Source organism: Erythrobacter sp. THAF29 (assembly GCF_009363635.1).
Lineage (GTDB): Bacteria > Pseudomonadota > Alphaproteobacteria > Sphingomonadales > Sphingomonadaceae > Erythrobacter.
In genome coordinates, this window is sequence record NZ_CP045392.1 from 1,109,194 (window position 1) to 1,125,361 (window position 16,168).

Annotated in this window: 20 protein-coding genes; 10 read left to right on the forward strand and 10 right to left on the reverse strand. The window is 62.6% G+C overall.

Annotated features, from left to right (window positions below; translation table 11 throughout):
- The first annotated feature begins 25 nt into the window (after positions 1-25).
- Positions 26-973, forward strand: coding sequence for an MlaD family protein (locus FIU90_RS05425; RefSeq protein ID WP_152433854.1), 948 nt, complete (start codon positions 26-28; stop codon positions 971-973).
- A gap of 23 nt (positions 974-996) precedes the next feature.
- Entirely contained in the window at positions 997-1,602 is a 606-nt protein-coding gene (locus FIU90_RS05430; protein ID WP_234029640.1) for an ABC-type transport auxiliary lipoprotein family protein, read from the forward strand.
- Here the strand turns inward: FIU90_RS05430 and FIU90_RS05435 are convergent.
- Genes FIU90_RS05435 through crcB form a run of 5 tightly spaced genes read right to left on the reverse strand, consistent with a single transcriptional unit; the run spans position 1,599 to position 4,756 of the window.
- Positions 1,599-2,300, reverse strand: coding sequence for an ATP12 family chaperone protein (locus FIU90_RS05435; RefSeq protein ID WP_152433855.1), 702 nt, complete (start codon positions 2,298-2,300; stop codon positions 1,599-1,601). The genes FIU90_RS05430 and FIU90_RS05435 overlap by 4 nt on opposite strands.
- On the reverse strand, positions 2,297-2,527 hold the full coding sequence (locus FIU90_RS05440; protein ID WP_152433856.1) for a hypothetical protein: 231 nt from the start codon (positions 2,525-2,527) through the stop codon (positions 2,297-2,299). Before FIU90_RS05440 ends, FIU90_RS05435 begins: the two co-directional genes overlap by 4 nt.
- Positions 2,527-3,189, reverse strand: a complete 663-nt coding sequence (locus FIU90_RS05445) for an HAD-IA family hydrolase (RefSeq protein ID WP_152433857.1) — start codon at positions 3,187-3,189, stop codon at positions 2,527-2,529. The genes FIU90_RS05440 and FIU90_RS05445 overlap by 1 nt, the downstream gene beginning before the upstream one ends.
- Positions 3,186-4,355: an RluA family pseudouridine synthase gene (locus tag FIU90_RS05450; RefSeq protein WP_152433858.1), complete on the reverse strand. Its 1,170-nt coding sequence runs from the start codon at positions 4,353-4,355 to the stop codon at positions 3,186-3,188. The genes FIU90_RS05445 and FIU90_RS05450 overlap by 4 nt, the downstream gene beginning before the upstream one ends.
- Entirely contained in the window at positions 4,352-4,756 is a 405-nt protein-coding gene (gene crcB / locus FIU90_RS05455; RefSeq protein ID WP_152433859.1) for a fluoride efflux transporter CrcB, read from the reverse strand. The genes FIU90_RS05450 and crcB overlap by 4 nt, the downstream gene beginning before the upstream one ends.
- A 236-nt stretch (positions 4,757-4,992) precedes the next feature.
- Here crcB and rpsU point away from each other — a divergent pair, with 236 nt between their 5' ends.
- From rpsU to gatB, 6 genes are all read left to right on the forward strand, one after another.
- Positions 4,993-5,199 (forward strand): 30S ribosomal protein S21, encoded by a 207-nt coding sequence (gene rpsU, locus FIU90_RS05460; RefSeq protein ID WP_006834591.1) that lies wholly within the window; start codon positions 4,993-4,995, stop codon positions 5,197-5,199.
- A gap of 130 nt (positions 5,200-5,329) precedes the next feature.
- On the forward strand, positions 5,330-5,941 hold the full coding sequence (locus FIU90_RS05465; RefSeq protein WP_152433860.1) for an FKBP-type peptidyl-prolyl cis-trans isomerase: 612 nt from the start codon (positions 5,330-5,332) through the stop codon (positions 5,939-5,941).
- Between the two features lie 19 nt (positions 5,942-5,960).
- Positions 5,961-6,263 carry an Asp-tRNA(Asn)/Glu-tRNA(Gln) amidotransferase subunit GatC gene (gatC, locus tag FIU90_RS05470; protein WP_152433861.1) on the forward strand — a complete coding sequence of 101 codons (303 nt, stop codon included), beginning with the start codon at positions 5,961-5,963 and terminating at the stop codon, positions 6,261-6,263.
- A gap of 1 nt (position 6,264) precedes the next feature.
- Positions 6,265-7,746, forward strand: a complete 1,482-nt coding sequence (gatA, locus tag FIU90_RS05475) for an Asp-tRNA(Asn)/Glu-tRNA(Gln) amidotransferase subunit GatA (RefSeq protein WP_152433862.1) — start codon at positions 6,265-6,267, stop codon at positions 7,744-7,746.
- A 1-nt stretch (position 7,747) separates the two neighbouring features.
- On the forward strand, positions 7,748-7,966 hold the full coding sequence (locus tag FIU90_RS05480) for a hypothetical protein (RefSeq protein WP_152433863.1): 219 nt from the start codon (positions 7,748-7,750) through the stop codon (positions 7,964-7,966).
- Positions 7,959-9,455: an Asp-tRNA(Asn)/Glu-tRNA(Gln) amidotransferase subunit GatB gene (gene gatB / locus FIU90_RS05485; protein ID WP_152433864.1), complete on the forward strand. Its 1,497-nt coding sequence runs from the start codon at positions 7,959-7,961 to the stop codon at positions 9,453-9,455. The genes FIU90_RS05480 and gatB overlap by 8 nt, the downstream gene beginning before the upstream one ends.
- A gap of 3 nt (positions 9,456-9,458) precedes the next feature.
- Here the strand turns inward: gatB and FIU90_RS05490 are convergent, their stop codons facing one another.
- From FIU90_RS05490 to FIU90_RS05500, 3 genes are read right to left on the reverse strand one after another with little or no spacing between them, the layout of a single operon-like run.
- Positions 9,459-10,004, reverse strand: a complete 546-nt coding sequence (locus FIU90_RS05490) for a DUF4287 domain-containing protein (RefSeq protein ID WP_152433865.1) — start codon at positions 10,002-10,004, stop codon at positions 9,459-9,461.
- A gap of 18 nt (positions 10,005-10,022) precedes the next feature.
- Entirely contained in the window at positions 10,023-10,568 is a 546-nt protein-coding gene (locus FIU90_RS05495; protein WP_152433866.1) for an SRPBCC domain-containing protein, read from the reverse strand.
- The gene (locus tag FIU90_RS05500; RefSeq protein ID WP_234029641.1) at positions 10,565-10,909 is read right to left on the reverse strand and encodes a helix-turn-helix transcriptional regulator; all 345 of its coding nucleotides are present in this window, start codon (positions 10,907-10,909) and stop codon (positions 10,565-10,567) included. The genes FIU90_RS05495 and FIU90_RS05500 overlap by 4 nt, the downstream gene beginning before the upstream one ends.
- A 176-nt stretch (positions 10,910-11,085) precedes the next feature.
- Here FIU90_RS05500 and FIU90_RS05505 point away from each other — a divergent pair, with 176 nt between their 5' ends.
- Positions 11,086-11,682, forward strand: coding sequence for a hypothetical protein (locus tag FIU90_RS05505; protein WP_152433868.1), 597 nt, complete (start codon positions 11,086-11,088; stop codon positions 11,680-11,682).
- On the forward strand, positions 11,679-12,698 hold the full coding sequence (locus FIU90_RS05510) for a hypothetical protein (protein WP_152433869.1): 1,020 nt from the start codon (positions 11,679-11,681) through the stop codon (positions 12,696-12,698). Before FIU90_RS05505 ends, FIU90_RS05510 begins: the two co-directional genes overlap by 4 nt.
- Before the next feature lie 88 nt (positions 12,699-12,786).
- On the opposite strand, the gene FIU90_RS05515 is transcribed toward FIU90_RS05510, so the two are convergent.
- Positions 12,787-13,092, reverse strand: a complete 306-nt coding sequence (locus FIU90_RS05515) for a hypothetical protein (protein ID WP_152433870.1) — start codon at positions 13,090-13,092, stop codon at positions 12,787-12,789.
- A gap of 180 nt (positions 13,093-13,272) precedes the next feature.
- Positions 13,273-16,164 carry a pitrilysin family protein gene (locus tag FIU90_RS05520; protein WP_152433871.1) on the reverse strand — a complete coding sequence of 964 codons (2,892 nt, stop codon included), beginning with the start codon at positions 16,162-16,164 and terminating at the stop codon, positions 13,273-13,275.
- Positions 16,165-16,168 lie beyond the last annotated feature (4 nt).

Consider the following 16,168-nt stretch of genomic DNA (forward strand, 5'->3'; position numbering starts at 1 on the left):
GCCTTGGCCGTTCATAGGAGAGACGATGGAAACGCGTGCCAATCATGTCTGGGTCGGAGCGGTCACTCTGGTGCTGCTGGCAGCGCTGGCGGCCTTTATCGTCTGGATCGCGCGGCTGGGGCAGGGCGACCAGAACGAATACGACATCTTCTACGCGCAATCGGTTTCCGGTCTCGCGAACGGGAGCCAGGTTTCCTACGCAGGCGTCCCGGTGGGTCAGGTCACGGCAATCAGCCTTTCGGACGAAGATCCCGAATTCGTGCGCGTACGGATCAAGGTAGCCGAGGACGTTCCGATCCTGGTCGGGACCACCGCGACTATCCAGGCGAGCTTTACCGGTGTGTCGAGCATCCTGCTCGATGGCGCGCGCAAGGACGCGCCGCCGATCACTTGCGAAACGACGGCCTGCCCCGAAGGCCGCCCGGTGATCCCGCCCAAGGACGGCGGCATCAACGCGCTGCTCAACAACGCGCCGCTGCTGCTTGAGCGGCTGGCGACACTGACAGAAAACCTGAACACGCTGCTCGGCCCCGAAAACCAGGAACAGATCACCGGTATCCTGCAAAACTCCAACCGGTTGACGCAAGAGCTGGCCGAGGCCGCGCCGCGGCTCGAAGGGACCTTTGCCGAACTTGAAGTGGCTTTGAAGGAAGCGGGCGAAGCGCTCGATGCGTTTGAAAAAGCGACCGCGACCACGGACCAGCTCCTCAATCAGGAAGGCCCCGCGCTCGCGCAAGAGCTTCGGGGGACGCTGAATTCGGCGAACAAAGCCGCCGCCTCGCTTGCAGCGACGCTTGAGGACACAAGGCCGGCCGCAAGACAGTTGCGCGAAACGACGCTGCCCGCTGCCGAGGCGACCTTGCAGGATCTGAGAACCACGAGCCGCGCGCTGCGCAGCCTTACCGAGAAACTCGACAGCCAGGGCGCAGGCGCGCTGTTGCAAGGCCAGTCGCTGCCGGATTACGAGCCGTGAGGGGGAATGAGGGCATGAACTTTATGGCGAAGACAATGGGGCGGATTGTGCTGGTGGGCGCGGGTGCGCTGGCGCTTTCCGGGTGCCTCAGCCTCGGCGCGGAACCGCCCGAGAGCCTGCTTACTCTCAGCCCGAGTGCAAGCCCTGTCGCCGGAGCCGGTGCCAGCGCCTCGACTGAAGACAATGCGCGCGCCATTGCGGTACTGCCGATCGACACGCCCGCGAAGCTCGACGTTACGCGCGTGCCGGTGATGGTGAGCGACACGGAGCTCGCCTACCTGCAAGAAGCGTTCTGGGTCGAAAAGCCTGCGCGGCTGTTCCGCCGCCTGCTTGGCGATACCTTGCGGGCGAGGGGGAACACGCTCGTACTCGACAATGACGATACGCCGATCCTTGCCGCGCAGACGCTGCGCGGAACCCTTCGCGAGATGGGCTATGATGCGGCTACTTCGTCCGTGGTCGTGCGTTACGATGCGGTACGGACCAACGCCGATGGCACGGTGACATCGCGCCGGTTCGAAGCGCGCGAGAGCGGGGTGCTGGCCGAAGCTGCCTCGGTCGGGCCTGCCCTGAACCGGGCGGCGAACACCGTGGCCGGCGAAGTCGCGGAGTGGATGTCCAGCGGCTAGGATCTGGCTGCGCGCACGAACTTCCACGCATTGAGAAACGCCTCGCGTCTTTGGGTGCGGCCGGCTTCGGCTTCCTCGTCCCGCCCCCACAGATCGGCTTGCCACTCTTCTTCGAGATTGGCTGCATCCCACAGCTTTGAGACCTCATCCTCGGTTTCGCTGCCCGTCGCGGACAATCCGATGATAAGCGAAGCGGCGAGTGAGGTCATCGACTCGGTTCCGGCCAAAGCGAAACCGTCGAGCGCGGCGAGCTTCTCTTTCAGCACGCCGAGCGCGGCCTTGTCCTGAGCCTTGTGCATGATCCCGCTGGCCCGGACCATTGTGATGCCTTCCCTTGCCTCGAAGCCCGCGACAATCGGCTCCCACACCTCCTGCTGGCGGGCGTAAAGCGGCTCGTCGGGATCGGCGCGGTAGAGCAGCGTATCGGTATCGCCATAAGCGACCAGCTTGGCTGCGATTGCGGCGATGCCGGGGCCTACCACGTCGATCGCGTAATCAGTCAAATCGCGAAAAACAAAGCGTGCAGGGTCGATCTCCTGGCCCTGATCGTCCCATTCGGCGGCGAGCATTTTGGCGAGCGTCTCGGTCGGGACGAGTTGCTGCGAACCGGCCTGCGTCTTGATCCCGCGCCCGTCTAGCGCGACCTGCCAGCCGCCGTCTTCCTGACGCAAATCGACTTGCTTGTAAAAGCGCTTCATTCGTCCGCGTCTCCGCCAGATTTCCAACGGCGGGCGAGGAGGCGCGGGCCGAAGAAGAATCCGATCAGTCCGCCAACCGCGAGCGCTACCCCTAGCGCATAGGGCAGATCGATGACGGCGCGAGCGATGGCAATGCCGCAGATCACCGCTCCAAGCGACCCGATCCTGACCAGGTTCATGATGGTGTAACGCTGTTTGGCCAGCACCTCGTTGTCCTGTGGGGACATCACAGTACGCGCTCCAGCATATCGCTGAGATCGGCAACCTTGTGGGCCACGTCGGCGGCTCCGGTCGCGCGCAATTCCTCCGGCGGGTGGTAACCCCATGCAACGCCGACGGCGCGCACGCCGGCGGCGCCCGCCATCTGCATATCGAAGCTCGTATCGCCGATCATCACCGCATCGGCAGGCTGCGCGCCCGCCTCGAACAGGGCTGCCTCGAGCATGGCCGGATGCGGTTTTGAAGGATGCCGGTCGGCGGTCTGGAGCGAGGTGAACAGGTCGGTGAGCCCGTGCGCGGCGAGCACCGCTGCAAGTCCGCGATCCGATTTGCCGGTGGCCACGGCGAGCGTCCAGCCGCTCGCTCGCAAATTGCCAAGCAGGTCGGCGATGCCATCATAGAGAGGCTCGCGAAGCAATCCTTCCTGACGCCGCGCGAAATAGCCGCTCTTGTAGTATTCGACGACGCTGCGGGTCTGCGCCTCGTCGAGATCGGGCGCAAGGTGCCTTATGGCCACTGGCAGGCTGAGACCGACGATGCGGCGTACATCGTTGGGATCGGGCGGCGTGAGACTGGCGCGCTTGAACGCCTCAACCATCGTCAGGCATATATCCGCCTGACCGTCGACGAGTGTGCCGTCGCAATCGAAGACAGCAAGCCGGGCGCTCACTTGCGGCGACCTTTCGGCTTGCCCTTGGGCTTGGCGCTCTTTTTCTTCGCGGTCGTTTTCGAGGTGCTGCGCGTACGGCGTTCGCCTCGGCGGTCCTTGCGGTATTGCTTGGCATGGCGGCGCGCGGCCTGTTTCTTTTCCGTAGGGGTGCGCTCGGGCGCCTCGTCGCGCATCGGGGAGGCGTCGCTCTGGCTTTCCTCGAAGCCGAGCGATTCCATCGAAGCGGCGAAATGCGGCGGGAGATCGGCGGTGACGTCAAGCTTGCCGCCGGTTCCCTTGTTTTCGGGGGTCGAGATGATGAGGCGGCGCGCATGGAGGTGCATCTTGCGGCTGATCGAGCCGGTCAGGAACGCATCCTGCCCGCCATATTTGCCGTCGCCTACGATCGGATGGCCGATTGCTGCCATATGGACGCGCAGCTGGTGCGTGCGGCCGGTCAGCGGTTCGAGCTCGACCCATGCCGCCTTCTGCCCGGCGCGCTCGACGACGCGGTAACGGGTCTTGGCGCTTTGGCCGTTTTCCTCGTCGACGTGCATCTTCTCGCCGCCGGTCCCCGGTTGCTTGGCGAGCGGTGCGTCGATCGTGCCTTCGCGCACTTCGGGAACACCCACGACGAGCGCCCAATAGACCTTGCGCGCGCTACGGCTCGAGAAACGCTTCGAAAACGATGCGGCGCTGCCCGGAGTCCTGGCGATCAGCAGGACGCCCGACGTGTCCTTGTCGAGCCGGTGGACAAGGCGAGGGCGCGGAGTTTCGTCGTCCGCGACGAAGGCATCGAGCAGTCCGTCCACGTGTTTCGTGGTCTTGCTGCCTCCCTGCGTCGCGAGGCCGGGCGGCTTGTTGAGGACGATCGCGCTTTTCGTCTCGCGGATCACCATGGCCTTCGCCTCGGCGATCTCGTCTGCTGTCAGCTCGCGGTGTCTTCTCGGAGCCTTGTGCTTCGCCTCGCCGCCCGGCGGCACGCGCAGCACCTGTCCTGCCTTCAGGCGATCTTCGGGCTTGGCGCGCTTGCCATCGACCCGGACCTGTCCGGTGCGCGCCCATTTTGAGACAGTCGCGAAGCCGATCTGCGGCAGATTGCGTTTGAACCAGCGGTCAAGCCGGATGCCGTCATCGTCATCGCTGACCGTGAACTGCCGCACTTGCGCGGATGCTTTGGGCCTCATGCCGCACCCCGCATGATTGCGAGGCCGATATAGAGCGCAGCAAGGCCTGCCAGCACCGACACACCCGCATAGGTCACGGCGAGTCCCGCCGATCCGCGCTCGATCAGGAGCATCATTTCGAGGCTGAAAGCGCTGAATGTCGTGAAGCCGCCGAGCAGCCCGACGCCCAGCAGCAATCGCATCGCTTCGTTGGGGCCGACCTTGGCAAGCCATCCGAACAGCAGCCCCATGGCAAGACAGCCGAGCACGTTCGCCGCCAGTGTCGCCCAGGGAAAACCGCCGGCAGTGCCGACCATGTTCGCGATTGCGCGGCCCAAATGAAAGCGTCCGAGCGCACCGATCGCGCCGCCAAAAGCGACATAGAGCGAAGCGGCGATGGGAGAGAGGGCGGCAGAAGACATTGGCGCTCCTTTAACGAGCCGATCCCGCCCTGCCTAGCGCGTATGGCACGGATCGCGGTGGTCAGGGGCACTGATACCTTGCCAAAAACCTGTTGTTTCGTTATGTAAGCCCCAGTTTCAGCGCGACCGTGCCTTAGAAAGGTGGGTTTCGCGCCGTTTTTAGCGTCAGATTTACGCGCATTCCCGCGATTCGGTTTAGCGGGCTCGGCGCAATTGGAATGAGGTAGTAGTCGTTTATGCAAATCATGGTTCGCGATAACAATGTCGATCAGGCCCTGCGCGCGCTCAAGAAGAAGCTGCAGCGCGAAGGTGTGTATCGCGAGATGAAACTGCGTCGCCACTACGAAAAGCCGAGCGAAAAGCGCGCGCGTGAGAAGGCTGCCGCCGTCCGCCGCGCCCGCAAGCTCGAGCGTAAGCGCATGGAGCGCGACGGCATCAAGTAATGCCGTTTCACAGATGCATTCGCGCTTGAATGCACCAACGCGATAAGCCATCAGGGCGCGGTATCGATTCCGCGCCCTTTTGCTGTCCGAAATCGCCGCAGCAGCGCGCGCCTCTCATCAGGGAAATCCAATGGCCGAAGTTACCCGTGTTCCGATCCAGCCCGTCGCCAAGGGCTCGCTCGTCAAATTATGGCTCGGCGTGATTGTCGCGATCCTGCTGGGTGCAGGGCTGGCATGGGCGGCTGTGCCGAAGGGGCTGAGTATCGATACGCTGGTCGAAGGCACCGGCCCTACCCCGAAGGCGGGCGACGTCGCTTTCGTCAAATATACCGGCAAGTTCGCGTCCAACGGGGAAGTCTTCGATCAGAGTCAGGATATCCCGCTCCCCGTGCAGGGCCTTTTTCCCGAAGGCACACCGTTCCCGATCGAAGAAGGCGCGACCATCGACGGTTTCTACAAGAGCCTCCAGCAGATGCAGAAGGGTGGGAAATACGAAGTCTACATCCCGTCCGACCAGGCATATGGCGCGGAACCGCCTCCGGGCGCGCCGATCCCGCCCAATGCCGATCTGGTTTTCGAGATCGAACTGGTCGACTTCATGACCAAGGAAACTTTCGACCGGAACCTTCAGATCCTGCAGCAAGCGCTGGGGCAGGGTCGTCCGGGCGGTCCGGATGGTGCACCGGGTGCCGCACCGGGCGACGCCCCGTCCCCGCAGGCCGCTCCGGCCCCCAACGAATAATCGCTTAAAAGGCTAGCACATGTCGGTAGACAAACAGACCGTCGCCAAGATCGCGTCGCTCGCGCGGATCAATATGGGCGATGAAGAGCTTGAACGCATGGTGCCCGAGCTCAACAACATTCTCCAATGGGTTGAGCAGCTGGGCGAGGTGAATGTCGAGGGTATCGAGCCGATGAGCGCGGTCATCCCCAACACACTGCGCCTGCGCGATGATGTGGTCGATGCCGATCCGCACACGGCTGGCGGTCGCCGTGAAGACATCCTCGCCAATGCTCCCGTCGCCGAACATGGCTTTTTCGGCGTGCCCAAGGTGATCGAATAATATGACCGAATTGACCTCTCTCGGCGTCAAGGCCATCCGTGACGGTGTTCGTGCGGGTGAATTCACCGCGCGCGAAGTTGCGGAAAGCTTCAACGATGCGGTTGCGGCCGCAGCCGAACTCAACGCTTTCATCGTCACCACGCCCGACCATGCTCTCGCCGCCGCAGACGCCACCGACAAGGCACGTGCCGAGGGCAAGGAGCTGGGCGCGATGGCCGGAGTGCCGATTGGCATGAAAGACCTGTTTGCGACCTACGGCGTGCAGACGACCGCTGCTTCGCACATCCTCGAAGGGTTCGAGCCGCGTTACGAAAGCACGGTTTCGCAGAACCTCTGGAATGCGGGCGCGGGCATGCTGGGCAAGCTCAATCTCGACCAGTTCGCGATGGGTTCGTCGAACGAGACCTCGTATTTCGGCAATGTCGCCTCGCCGTGGCGCAAGAAGGGCAGCAACCAGCCGATGAGTCCGGGCGGTTCGTCGGGCGGATCGTCCTCAGCCGTCGCCGCGCGCATCGCGCCTGCTGCGACGGGCACCGATACCGGCGGCTCGATCCGCCAGCCAGCCGCCTTCACCGGGATTTGCGGGATCAAGCCGACCTATGGCCGTTGCTCGCGCTGGGGCGTGGTGGCGTTTGCCAGTTCGCTCGACCAAGCGGGCCCGATGGCGCGTTCGGTCGAAGATTGCGCGATCATGCTCGGTGCGATGGCGGGCTTCGATCCGAAGGATGCGACCAGCCTTCAGATGGACGTGCCCGATTGGGAGGGCGCCCTGAATGCCGACCTCAAGGGCAAACGGGTCGGCATCCCCCGGGAATACCGGATGGAGGGGACGTCGCAGGCGATCCTCGACAGCTGGGAGCAGGGCAAGGCATGGCTCAAGGATGCAGGCGCGCAGATCGTCGATATCTCGTTGCCGCACACCAAGTATGCGCTGCCCGCCTATTACATCATCGCGCCTGCCGAGGCGTCATCGAACCTCGCGCGCTATGACGGCGTGCGGTATGGCCTGCGCGAGTTGCCGGAAGAGGCAGGCCTGCAGGAAATGTATGCCGCAACCCGCGCCGCCGGTTTCGGCGACGAGGTGAAGCGCCGCATCCTGATCGGTACCTATGTGCTCTCGGCGGGCTTCTACGATGCCTATTACAACCAGGCGCAGAAGGTGCGCGCACTGGTGGCGCGCGATTTCGAGCAGGCGTGGGCAGACTGCGACCTGATCCTCGCGCCGACAACGCCGACTGCGTCGTTCCCACTCGGCAGCCTTAATGACGACCCGCTGACGATGTATCTGAATGACGTATTTGCGGTGCCCGCATCGCTCGCCGGTCTCCCGGCAATGAGCGTTCCCGCGACGCTCAACGAAGACGGCCTGCCGCTCGGCCTTCAGCTGGTCGGCAAGCCGTTCGACGAGCAGACCGTGCTCGATGCCGGCCTCGCGATCCAGCAGCGCGCCGGGTTCGATCGCGCACCGGAGAAGTGGTGGTAGGATGACCTTCACCGTCGTCTTCGCGACCATCTTTCTCGTCGCCTTCGTGATTATCGGCGGCGTGGTGATGTACCTCTCGAAAACGATTGAGCACGGCGAGGCGCGGTTCGACAGCACCGGCAAAGAAATCAAGAATGAGCCGAAAGACCGAGGCCCCGCTAGGCCTGCACAGCGGCTCGATAGCGACAACACACCAATTCAGGTGAAAGACGATGAGTAACTACCGCATCCAGGGCGCAACCGGCGAGTGGGAGGTCGTGATCGGCCTCGAAGTACACGCGCAGGTCACCTCCAACGCAAAGCTGTTCTCGGGCGCTTCGACCGCGTTCGGCGCGGAACCGAACAGCCAGGTCAGCCTGGTGGATGCGGCGATGCCAGGGATGCTGCCCGTGCCCAACCGTGAGTGCATTCGGCAGGCGGTGCGCACCGGATTGGCGATCGAGGCGCAGATCAACAAGTGGAGCCGGTTCGACCGCAAGAACTATTTCTACGCCGACCTGCCGCAGGGCTACCAGATCAGCCAGCTTTACCACCCGCTGGTGGGCGAGGGGCAGCTGCATATCGAGGCCGACGAGAAGGCCGGAATCCCGCAAGACAAGGTGATCGGGATCGAACGGATCCATGTCGAACAGGATGCGGGCAAGCTGATGCACGACCAGCATCCGACCATGTCCTATGTCGATCTCAATCGCAGTGGTGTCGCGCTGATGGAAATCGTCTCCAAGCCCGACATGCGCTCTCCGGCAGAAGCCGGGGCCTATGTCCGCAAGCTGCGCTCGATCCTGCGCTATGTCGGGTCGTGCGACGGCAATATGGAAGAAGGCTCGATGCGCGCGGACGTCAACGTCTCGGTGCGGCGTCCGGGCGAGGAATTCGGGACGCGCACCGAAACCAAGAATGTGAATTCGGTGCGCTTCGTCATGCAGGTGATCGAATACGAAGCGAACCGCCAGGTCGACGTGATCGAGGGCGGCGGGACGGTCGATCAGGAGACCCGCCTGTTCGATCCGAACACCGGCACGACGCGCACGATGCGGTCGAAGGAAGACGCTCATGATTATCGCTATTTCCCCGATCCAGACCTGCTTCCGCTGGAGCTGGAGGACTCGTTCCTAGAGGAATGCCGCGCGAGCCTTCCCGAACTGCCGGATGCCAAGCGCCAGCGTTACGAGCAGGAGCTGGGCCTCAGCGCCTACAATGCGCGCGAACTGACCGCCGAGGTCGAGACTTTCGCGCGGTTCGAGACGCTGCTTTCGGTCGCCGCGGCCAAGATCGGCAAGCCGGAGGCCAAGATCGCGACGCAGGTTGCGAACTGGGCGCTTTCGGTGGCGCCGGGCGTAGTGAAGGGGCTGGGCGAGGAAGCGAACCTCGCCAACTCGACCCCGGAAGCCCAGGCGGCGATCCTCGCCATGCAGGACAAGGGCGAGATTTCCGGCGGGCAGGCCAAGGAGATCTACGAGATCGTCCTCAAGGAAGGCGGCGACCCGGAGAAGATCGCGGACGAGAAGGGCCTCAAGCAGGTCTCCGACACCGGGGCAATCGAAACTGCGATCGACGAAATCCTCGCCAGCAACGAGGACAAGGTCGCCGAATACAAGGGCGGGAAGGACAAGCTGTTCGGCTTCTTCGTCGGCCAGACGATGAAAGCGATGCAGGGCAAGGCGAACCCGCAGGTGGTCAACCAGATCCTGAAGGACAAGCTGGGCTAGGGCTTAGCCCGAGCGGGAATAGGCTTCCTTCATCCAGCCTTTGACCTCGTCATCGAAATCAGCCGAGCTTTCGATCCGGACGCGGTGACTGCACATTGCGTTGTAGGCTTCGAGCCGACCTTGCGGTTCGTCGCCTTTCAGCGCGAGGCCGAGGTCGATCCGGGTCTTGGTCGCGGGCGTGATGAGGGCAAACTGTTTCTTGCGGCGCAGGCTCACGCTCGCTTTCTTGGGTCCGACCTCGACATCCTTGCCGAGCGATTGGGCGTATGCGAGGATCTCCACATAGAGCGGGCGCAGATCGGCCTTTGCTCCCGAATATTGCGCGGCGACAAGGTCCAATTCCTCGCCCGTCTCGCGCGCTTTCGATACGATGAGATTGGCGAAGCCGTGGGTCACGCCGTGGTCTTGCTTCAGCAGTTTCATCATCTCGCCATGCTTCTCAAGCCCGCTGGCACGGAGGATTGAGATCCACTCGTCCAGCGGTTTGCCGGTCTTTTCTGGAATGTTCGCAAGCATGGTTGCGAGTTGGTCGTCGGGTGATGCGGCCATGGTGATTTCCTCTCCGTCTCAGAGTTTCTCGATAACATCGAACGGCCAGTTTTCGGACCGGCTGACCTTGGGTGTGAGCGGCTGCGCCAGACCCATCAGGCCGAGCATCAATCGGGTGCCGAAGCCCGCGCCGCCATTTTCCGCGACCGACTTGAGCGTGTTGACGATGAACTTGCCGCCCTGCGCCATGCCCTTTTCGGTCTTGGTGCCAGCAGGAACATTGGTGGTGATGAGCGAGAAGTCGGTCCCGCCGCCTGCCTCGACCAATTCGTAGGTTACGGTGCAGGGCGGATCGTCATGGCCGGTAAACTTGAAGGTGTGCGAATAGCGATGCGGCGGCGAGAACTCGATCACCTTGCCGACGACCGTGCGGTACTTGCCGTTGGTCGTCTCCATCGCGATCGGCGCACCAACCTCCATCTCGCCCGGCGTGCGGCAGACGGAGCCGAAAAAGAACGGCAAGACCTCGTCGGTCTTCACCAACTCGTTCCAGACCGTCTCGATCGGTGCTTCGATATGCACCTTGTAGACCGCCTTGGGCGCGGTGCCTCCCCCATCCGTCATTCGTTCCCCTCCTTCTTGGCTGCGCGCTCGGCAGCGTATTTGATCGACGTCATTCGCGAAGCGAAATGCGCGCCATATTCCCCCAGCCAGCGATCCTGGATTTGCTGGATCGGGACCGCATTAAGATAGAGCTTGCGGGCGCGGCCGTCTTTCTCACTGACGACAAGCCCTGCGCGTTCGAGCACGTTGAGGTGCGACATGATCGCAATCCTGGTGACGTCGAACTGGCCCGCCAGCTTGCCGACCGTGACGCCCGGCTGGTCGCGCAGGAGATCGAGGATTGTCCGGCGCGTCGCGTGCGAGAGCGCGTGAAAAACCTCGTCCATATCATCATTAGTCATAATGTAATTACATAATTACATGTCGTGCCGTGAGTCAAGTTCAGATTGAGGGGAGAGCCACTGTGCCCATTCCGTCGCACTCTTCACAGGTCTGTGGAGATGTCGCTGCGATACAATTGGTTCGCCGGGCCGCGCTGCTATTTTACACTCGGGATTGAATACAGGGGTTTCACAAGATGACGAAAGTGGTTGCTGCGCTGGTCGGCGCGCCGTTGCTTGCGCTTGCATTAGCGGCGCCCGCAGCGGCACAGACGGACGGAAAAATGACGGATAAGGAATGGCGCGAATGGCAGCCCGACCCTTCCGCTCTGTCGATGCCGGTGCTCGAATTCGAGCCAGACGAAAACGACGAGAAGAATTACAAGAAGTACTATTACTTCAACCGCGAGGACACGAGCTTCGAGGTCGCGCTGGACGATATCCGTTTCTGCAACGAACTCGCGCGCGGTCTCGCCACGCAGAACTACTATCCCGATGCCGGCACGTCCGCGATGTATGGCATTGGCGGGGTGATCGGCGGCGCAATCGGCGGAGCGCTGGCGCAGGCGATCTACGGTTCGGCTGAGAAGCGCGCAAAGCGCCGCGTGAACATGCGCCGCTGCATGCACTTCAAGGGATACAAGCGCCACGGTATTTCAAAGGATCTCTGGAAAGAGTTCAATTTCGAAGAAGGCGGCACGACCATCGAGGAAAAGGACCGGCAGGAAATGCTGGCAACGCAGGCGCTCGTCGCCTCCAGCCAGCTCAACGGCAAGGAGGACATCGGGCTATGAGTATCGCAAAGCTGGCTCTGGGCGTCGCGGGTGCGGCGTTGATCGCAACCGGTGCTCCGGCCATGGCGCAGGACGACCTGCCGGAAATCGAGTTCGAAACGCAGATCATGAAGGACAGGGACGAGGTGCTCCTCGATCCCAACAAAGCTTATATCCTGCTGCAGTCGCCGGTCGCGATCCCCGCGACCTTCTTCAAGGTTCCGACCGACCTGGAGCGCGAAATCGTGGCCAACCAGCGCTCCGCAGCGCTTGAAAAGGCACGCGAGAAGTGGGCGAAGAAACAGGCGAAATACGAAAAGCACATCGCCCGCGCGAAGAAGCGCAGGGAAAAGCCGACGCAGAAGAAGCCGATCGAGCCGACCGAGGAAAACTTCTCTTGGACGCCGCCCGAGCAAATGATGATGTTCTCGCTCGGCCCGCTCAACCGCTTCGACAAGGGCAAGGGGCTTTCGCTTTACCTGCAGGAAGTGCCGCCGGGCGAATATGTCTATTACGGCACGACCAGCATGGGCCTCGGCGCGTGTGCATGCATGGGCACGGTCAAGTTCATGGCAGAGCCGGGCACGATCAATGCGCTGCGTTATGACGGCGTGTGGCTCGACAAGGACAGCAACGAGATAGGTCGTGGCAGACTGCCAGAAGGCGTCGACACCAACGACCAGCTCGTGCGGGTCGCGATGATCATCGAGCCGGTGGACGAAGCCGCTTACGATCCGCGTTTGCCGAAGGAGTGGATCAAGGATGCGCAGCTAGTCCCGATGCCGTTCGTGCCGAACTGGATGGGAGCGGAGATCAATCGCCTGGCGCCGATCCCGGGCGTGCTCGCCTACAACCGCGACGAGGTGATCGACGTTCAGGCCGAACTGGCCCGCCAAAAGGCCGAGGAAGAGCGTTTGGCCCGCGAAGCCGCAGAAGCCGAAGCAGAGGCCAAGGCGGAAGCAGAAGCCGCCGCACTGGCGGCAGTTGCTGCCGAAGCGGAGGGGCAAGGCGGGTCGGAAGGCGCATCAGAAGACTGATCTGCTCTCGCATTCAGCCAAAGAGAAAGGCCGCCGGAGCATCCTAGCTCCGGCGGCCTTTTCGTTGTTCGTTTGGTTGCGCCCAGGCTTAGCCTTCGCGTTCGCCGGTCAGCGGCATTGCGCCGAATGCGCCTGCATTGACGTTGCCTGTCAGCTGGTCGCCATCGACGGTTGCTTCGCAATCGAGCGTCATCGGCATCGGAACCGTCATGTTCATTTTCCAGGTCAGCTTGTTGCCGTCGATCTTGCCGTCTTCGACGTCCATCGAACCCATGCCGCCAGCCATCGAGCCGGTGAAGGTGTTGCCATCATCGCCAGGCACGACGGTGAAGGTGCCGCTCTGGTCGCCCATCGGGCTTTTCACGACGGTCTTGTAGGTTCCTGCAACAGACATTCGGTATCTCCTTAGGTGTCAGGCGATCCCTTCGCGAGCGGACCGCAAAATCTCTGCGCGCTTGTTTACACGTGTGTCAGTGGCGTTCAACCGGATTCCGGCGCATCGGTTCTTGGCAAAACAAAGGGCGGGAACCGCCATTGCGCGCTCCCGCCCTCCATGTTCTTCAATGCCGTAGCGTCATTCGTCGGCAGGCAGTTCACGAACCTCGACGGGCAGGCCGAGCCCTTCGAGTTGGTCCTTCACCTTGCTCGCATCGCCAACCACGACCCAGACGAACTTTTCGAGGTCGAGCGCCTCGCGAGCCGCGGCATCGAGGCTCCCGGTGGTCTGCGCCCGGTACTTCTCGACCAGCGTTTCGTAATAGTCGTCCGGGCGACCGAACAGCGCGTTCGATTGCAGCGCGGAAAGCACTGCGGGCGAGGTTTCGAACCGTCCCGGCAGCTCGCCGATCTCGGCGGCTACATTGCGGGTAAGTTCTTCCTCGGTCACGCCCCTGTCGGTCAGGAATTCGCTGACCTCGCGGCGCATTTCAGCAAGGGCATCGCCGGTCCTGTCGGCCTGCACGCCGCCGAAGATCTGGTAGACCACGGCGTTTTCGCGCGCCTGCGGACCGCCGCGCACGCCATAGCTCCACCCTTTCGTCTCGCGCAGGTTCATGTTGAGCCGGGCGAGGAAGTTCCCGCCGAGTGCATTATTGGCGTTTGTGAAGTCGATATAGTTCGCATCGCTCGCATCGAGCGGGGTCAGTTCGGCCCCGAGGATGAAGCTTTGCGGACTATTCGGGCGATTGACGAGGATGATGCGGTCGCCTGCGCTCGCCTGGGAGGCTTGCGTAAAGCTCTTCGTGCCTTTTGGCACGGCGGGCGCCTGCCAATCAGCGAAGACGGTGTTGAGCGCATCCACCACTTCGGACAGCGGCCGGTCGGATACGACGAAAACCTCGCCGTTATCGGGCCGGATCCAGCGGTCCTTGAAAGTGACGAGATCGTCGCGATTGATCGCCCCGACACTCTCGATCGTCGGCACGCCGCCATAGGGCGAACTGCCAAAGATCTCTGTCGTGATCGCCCTGAAGGCGATGCCCTGCGGCGATTTCATCTGCTGGCGAATGCCGGTGATGGTCTGCGCCCGCACACGTTCAAGATCGTTCTCGTTGAAGGCGGGTTCGCGTACGATATCGCTCAAGAGGTCGAGCGAGGGCACGAGATTGGCCGACAGGGCCGAGAGCGTGAAAGTCGAACGATCGGAGCCGCCACCGGTGGAGATGGTGAGGCCCAGCCGCTCCTTCGCTTCGGCGATTTCCTGCGCCGTCATTTCGGCGGTGCCTTCATCGAACAGCGACATGGTGAGGTCTTCCAGTCCCGGCTTGTCCGCCGGATCGGCAGCCGAGCCCGCGTTGAAGGACAGCGTCACATAGGTCGCGGGAACGGCGTTGCGCTGTGCGTAAGTCACCTGCATCCCGTTCGCGAGCGTCGCGCGCTCGACATCGGGAAAATCGAGCTGTGCGATCGTATCGATCGGCGGAGCAGGGCGGACCTTTGTGACGGTGATTTCCTCGGCTTCTCGGTCGCGCTCGCTTGCATTGTCGTCCGCACCCTCGACGCTTGCCGCTTCCTCGTATTCCTCGTCGCGCTCACCCGGTTCGAGCACGAGTGTGAAGGCAGGCTTGGTCATCCAGCGCTGCATCGCACCCTTCACGTCCGCAGGCGTGAGCGTTGCGAGCGTATCGAACTGCCGCTTGTAAAAGCCGGGGTCGCCAGCGAGCACTTCGCCGCGCGCCAGCGCAACAGCCTTGCCGCCGAAGCCGCCGACCTGTTCAAGGCCTCTGATCGTGCCTGCAAGCTGGCTGGTCGCGGCGCGCCGGACCTCGTCCTCGTTTGGGCCTTCGGCGATGTATTCCGCGATCAGTTCATCGAGCCGTTTCTCGAGCGTTTCGAGCTCGACGCCCGGCTTGAGCGTTGCGCTGACGAGCAGGATACCGACGCGCTGGAAATCGAAATTGCCTGCGCCGACGCCTACCGCAAGCTGCTCGTCGCGCACCAACACCTCGTCAAGCCGCGAGGAGGCGAGGCCGCCGAAAATGCTTGCGCCGATATTGAGCGCGGTCAGTTCTTCGCTGGTGATCCCGGGAACGGCCCAGTATTTGGTGATGGTAGTGGCCGCCACTTGGTCGCGCATGACGCTGCGCTTGTCTTCGCTGAGTTCGGGCACATCGGCCATTGCGGGATTGTTGACCGGGCCGCGCGCGATCTCGCCGAACCACTTTTCGACCAGCGGGCGCGCTTCGTCGGCGGAGATATCGCCTGCAAGCACCACGGTGGCGTTGTTCGGTCCGTATTTGTCGCGGAACCAGCCGCGCACATCCTCCATCGAGGCGCTGTCGAGATCGGCCATCGAGCCGATTACCGAGTGCCCGTAGGGGTGGCCTTCGGGGAACATGTTTTCGAGGATTTCATAGAAGACAAGGCCGCCCGGCTGGTTGTCGCCCTGACGCTTTTCGTTCTGGACGACGCCGCGCTGGTTATCGAGCTTCTCCTGCGTCACCGCTCCGAGAAGATATCCCATCCGGTCGCTTTCGAGCCACAGGATACGTTCGAGCGCGGGACGCGGAACTGTCTGGAAATAGTTGGTCCGGTCGAAATTGGTGGTGCCGTTGTAATCGGTCGCCCCCATTTCCTGGAGGTACTGGAAATAGTCGTTGGGCGCGTTTTCCGATCCGTTGAACATCAGGTGTTCGAACAGGTGGGCAAAGCCGGTCTTGCCTTCCGGCTCGTCCTTCGAGCCGACATTGTACCAGACGGCGACGCCGACCACCGGCGCCTTGCGGTCTTCGTGCACGATCACGGTCAGGCCGTTTTCGAGCTGGAATTCCTCATAGGGGATCGCAACCTGCGAGACGAGCTCGGTAAGGCCGCTTTCATTCGCGGCAGCCGACTGCGCTTCGGCCGGCGCGGTCGAACTGGCCGAGGCGAGCGGCGCGCGGTCGTATGAGCACGCGGTGGTGAGCGGCAGCGTAGCAAGCGCGATCGCTGCAAGGCTGGTGGACGGTCCGGATTTCAGGAAGGACATGACT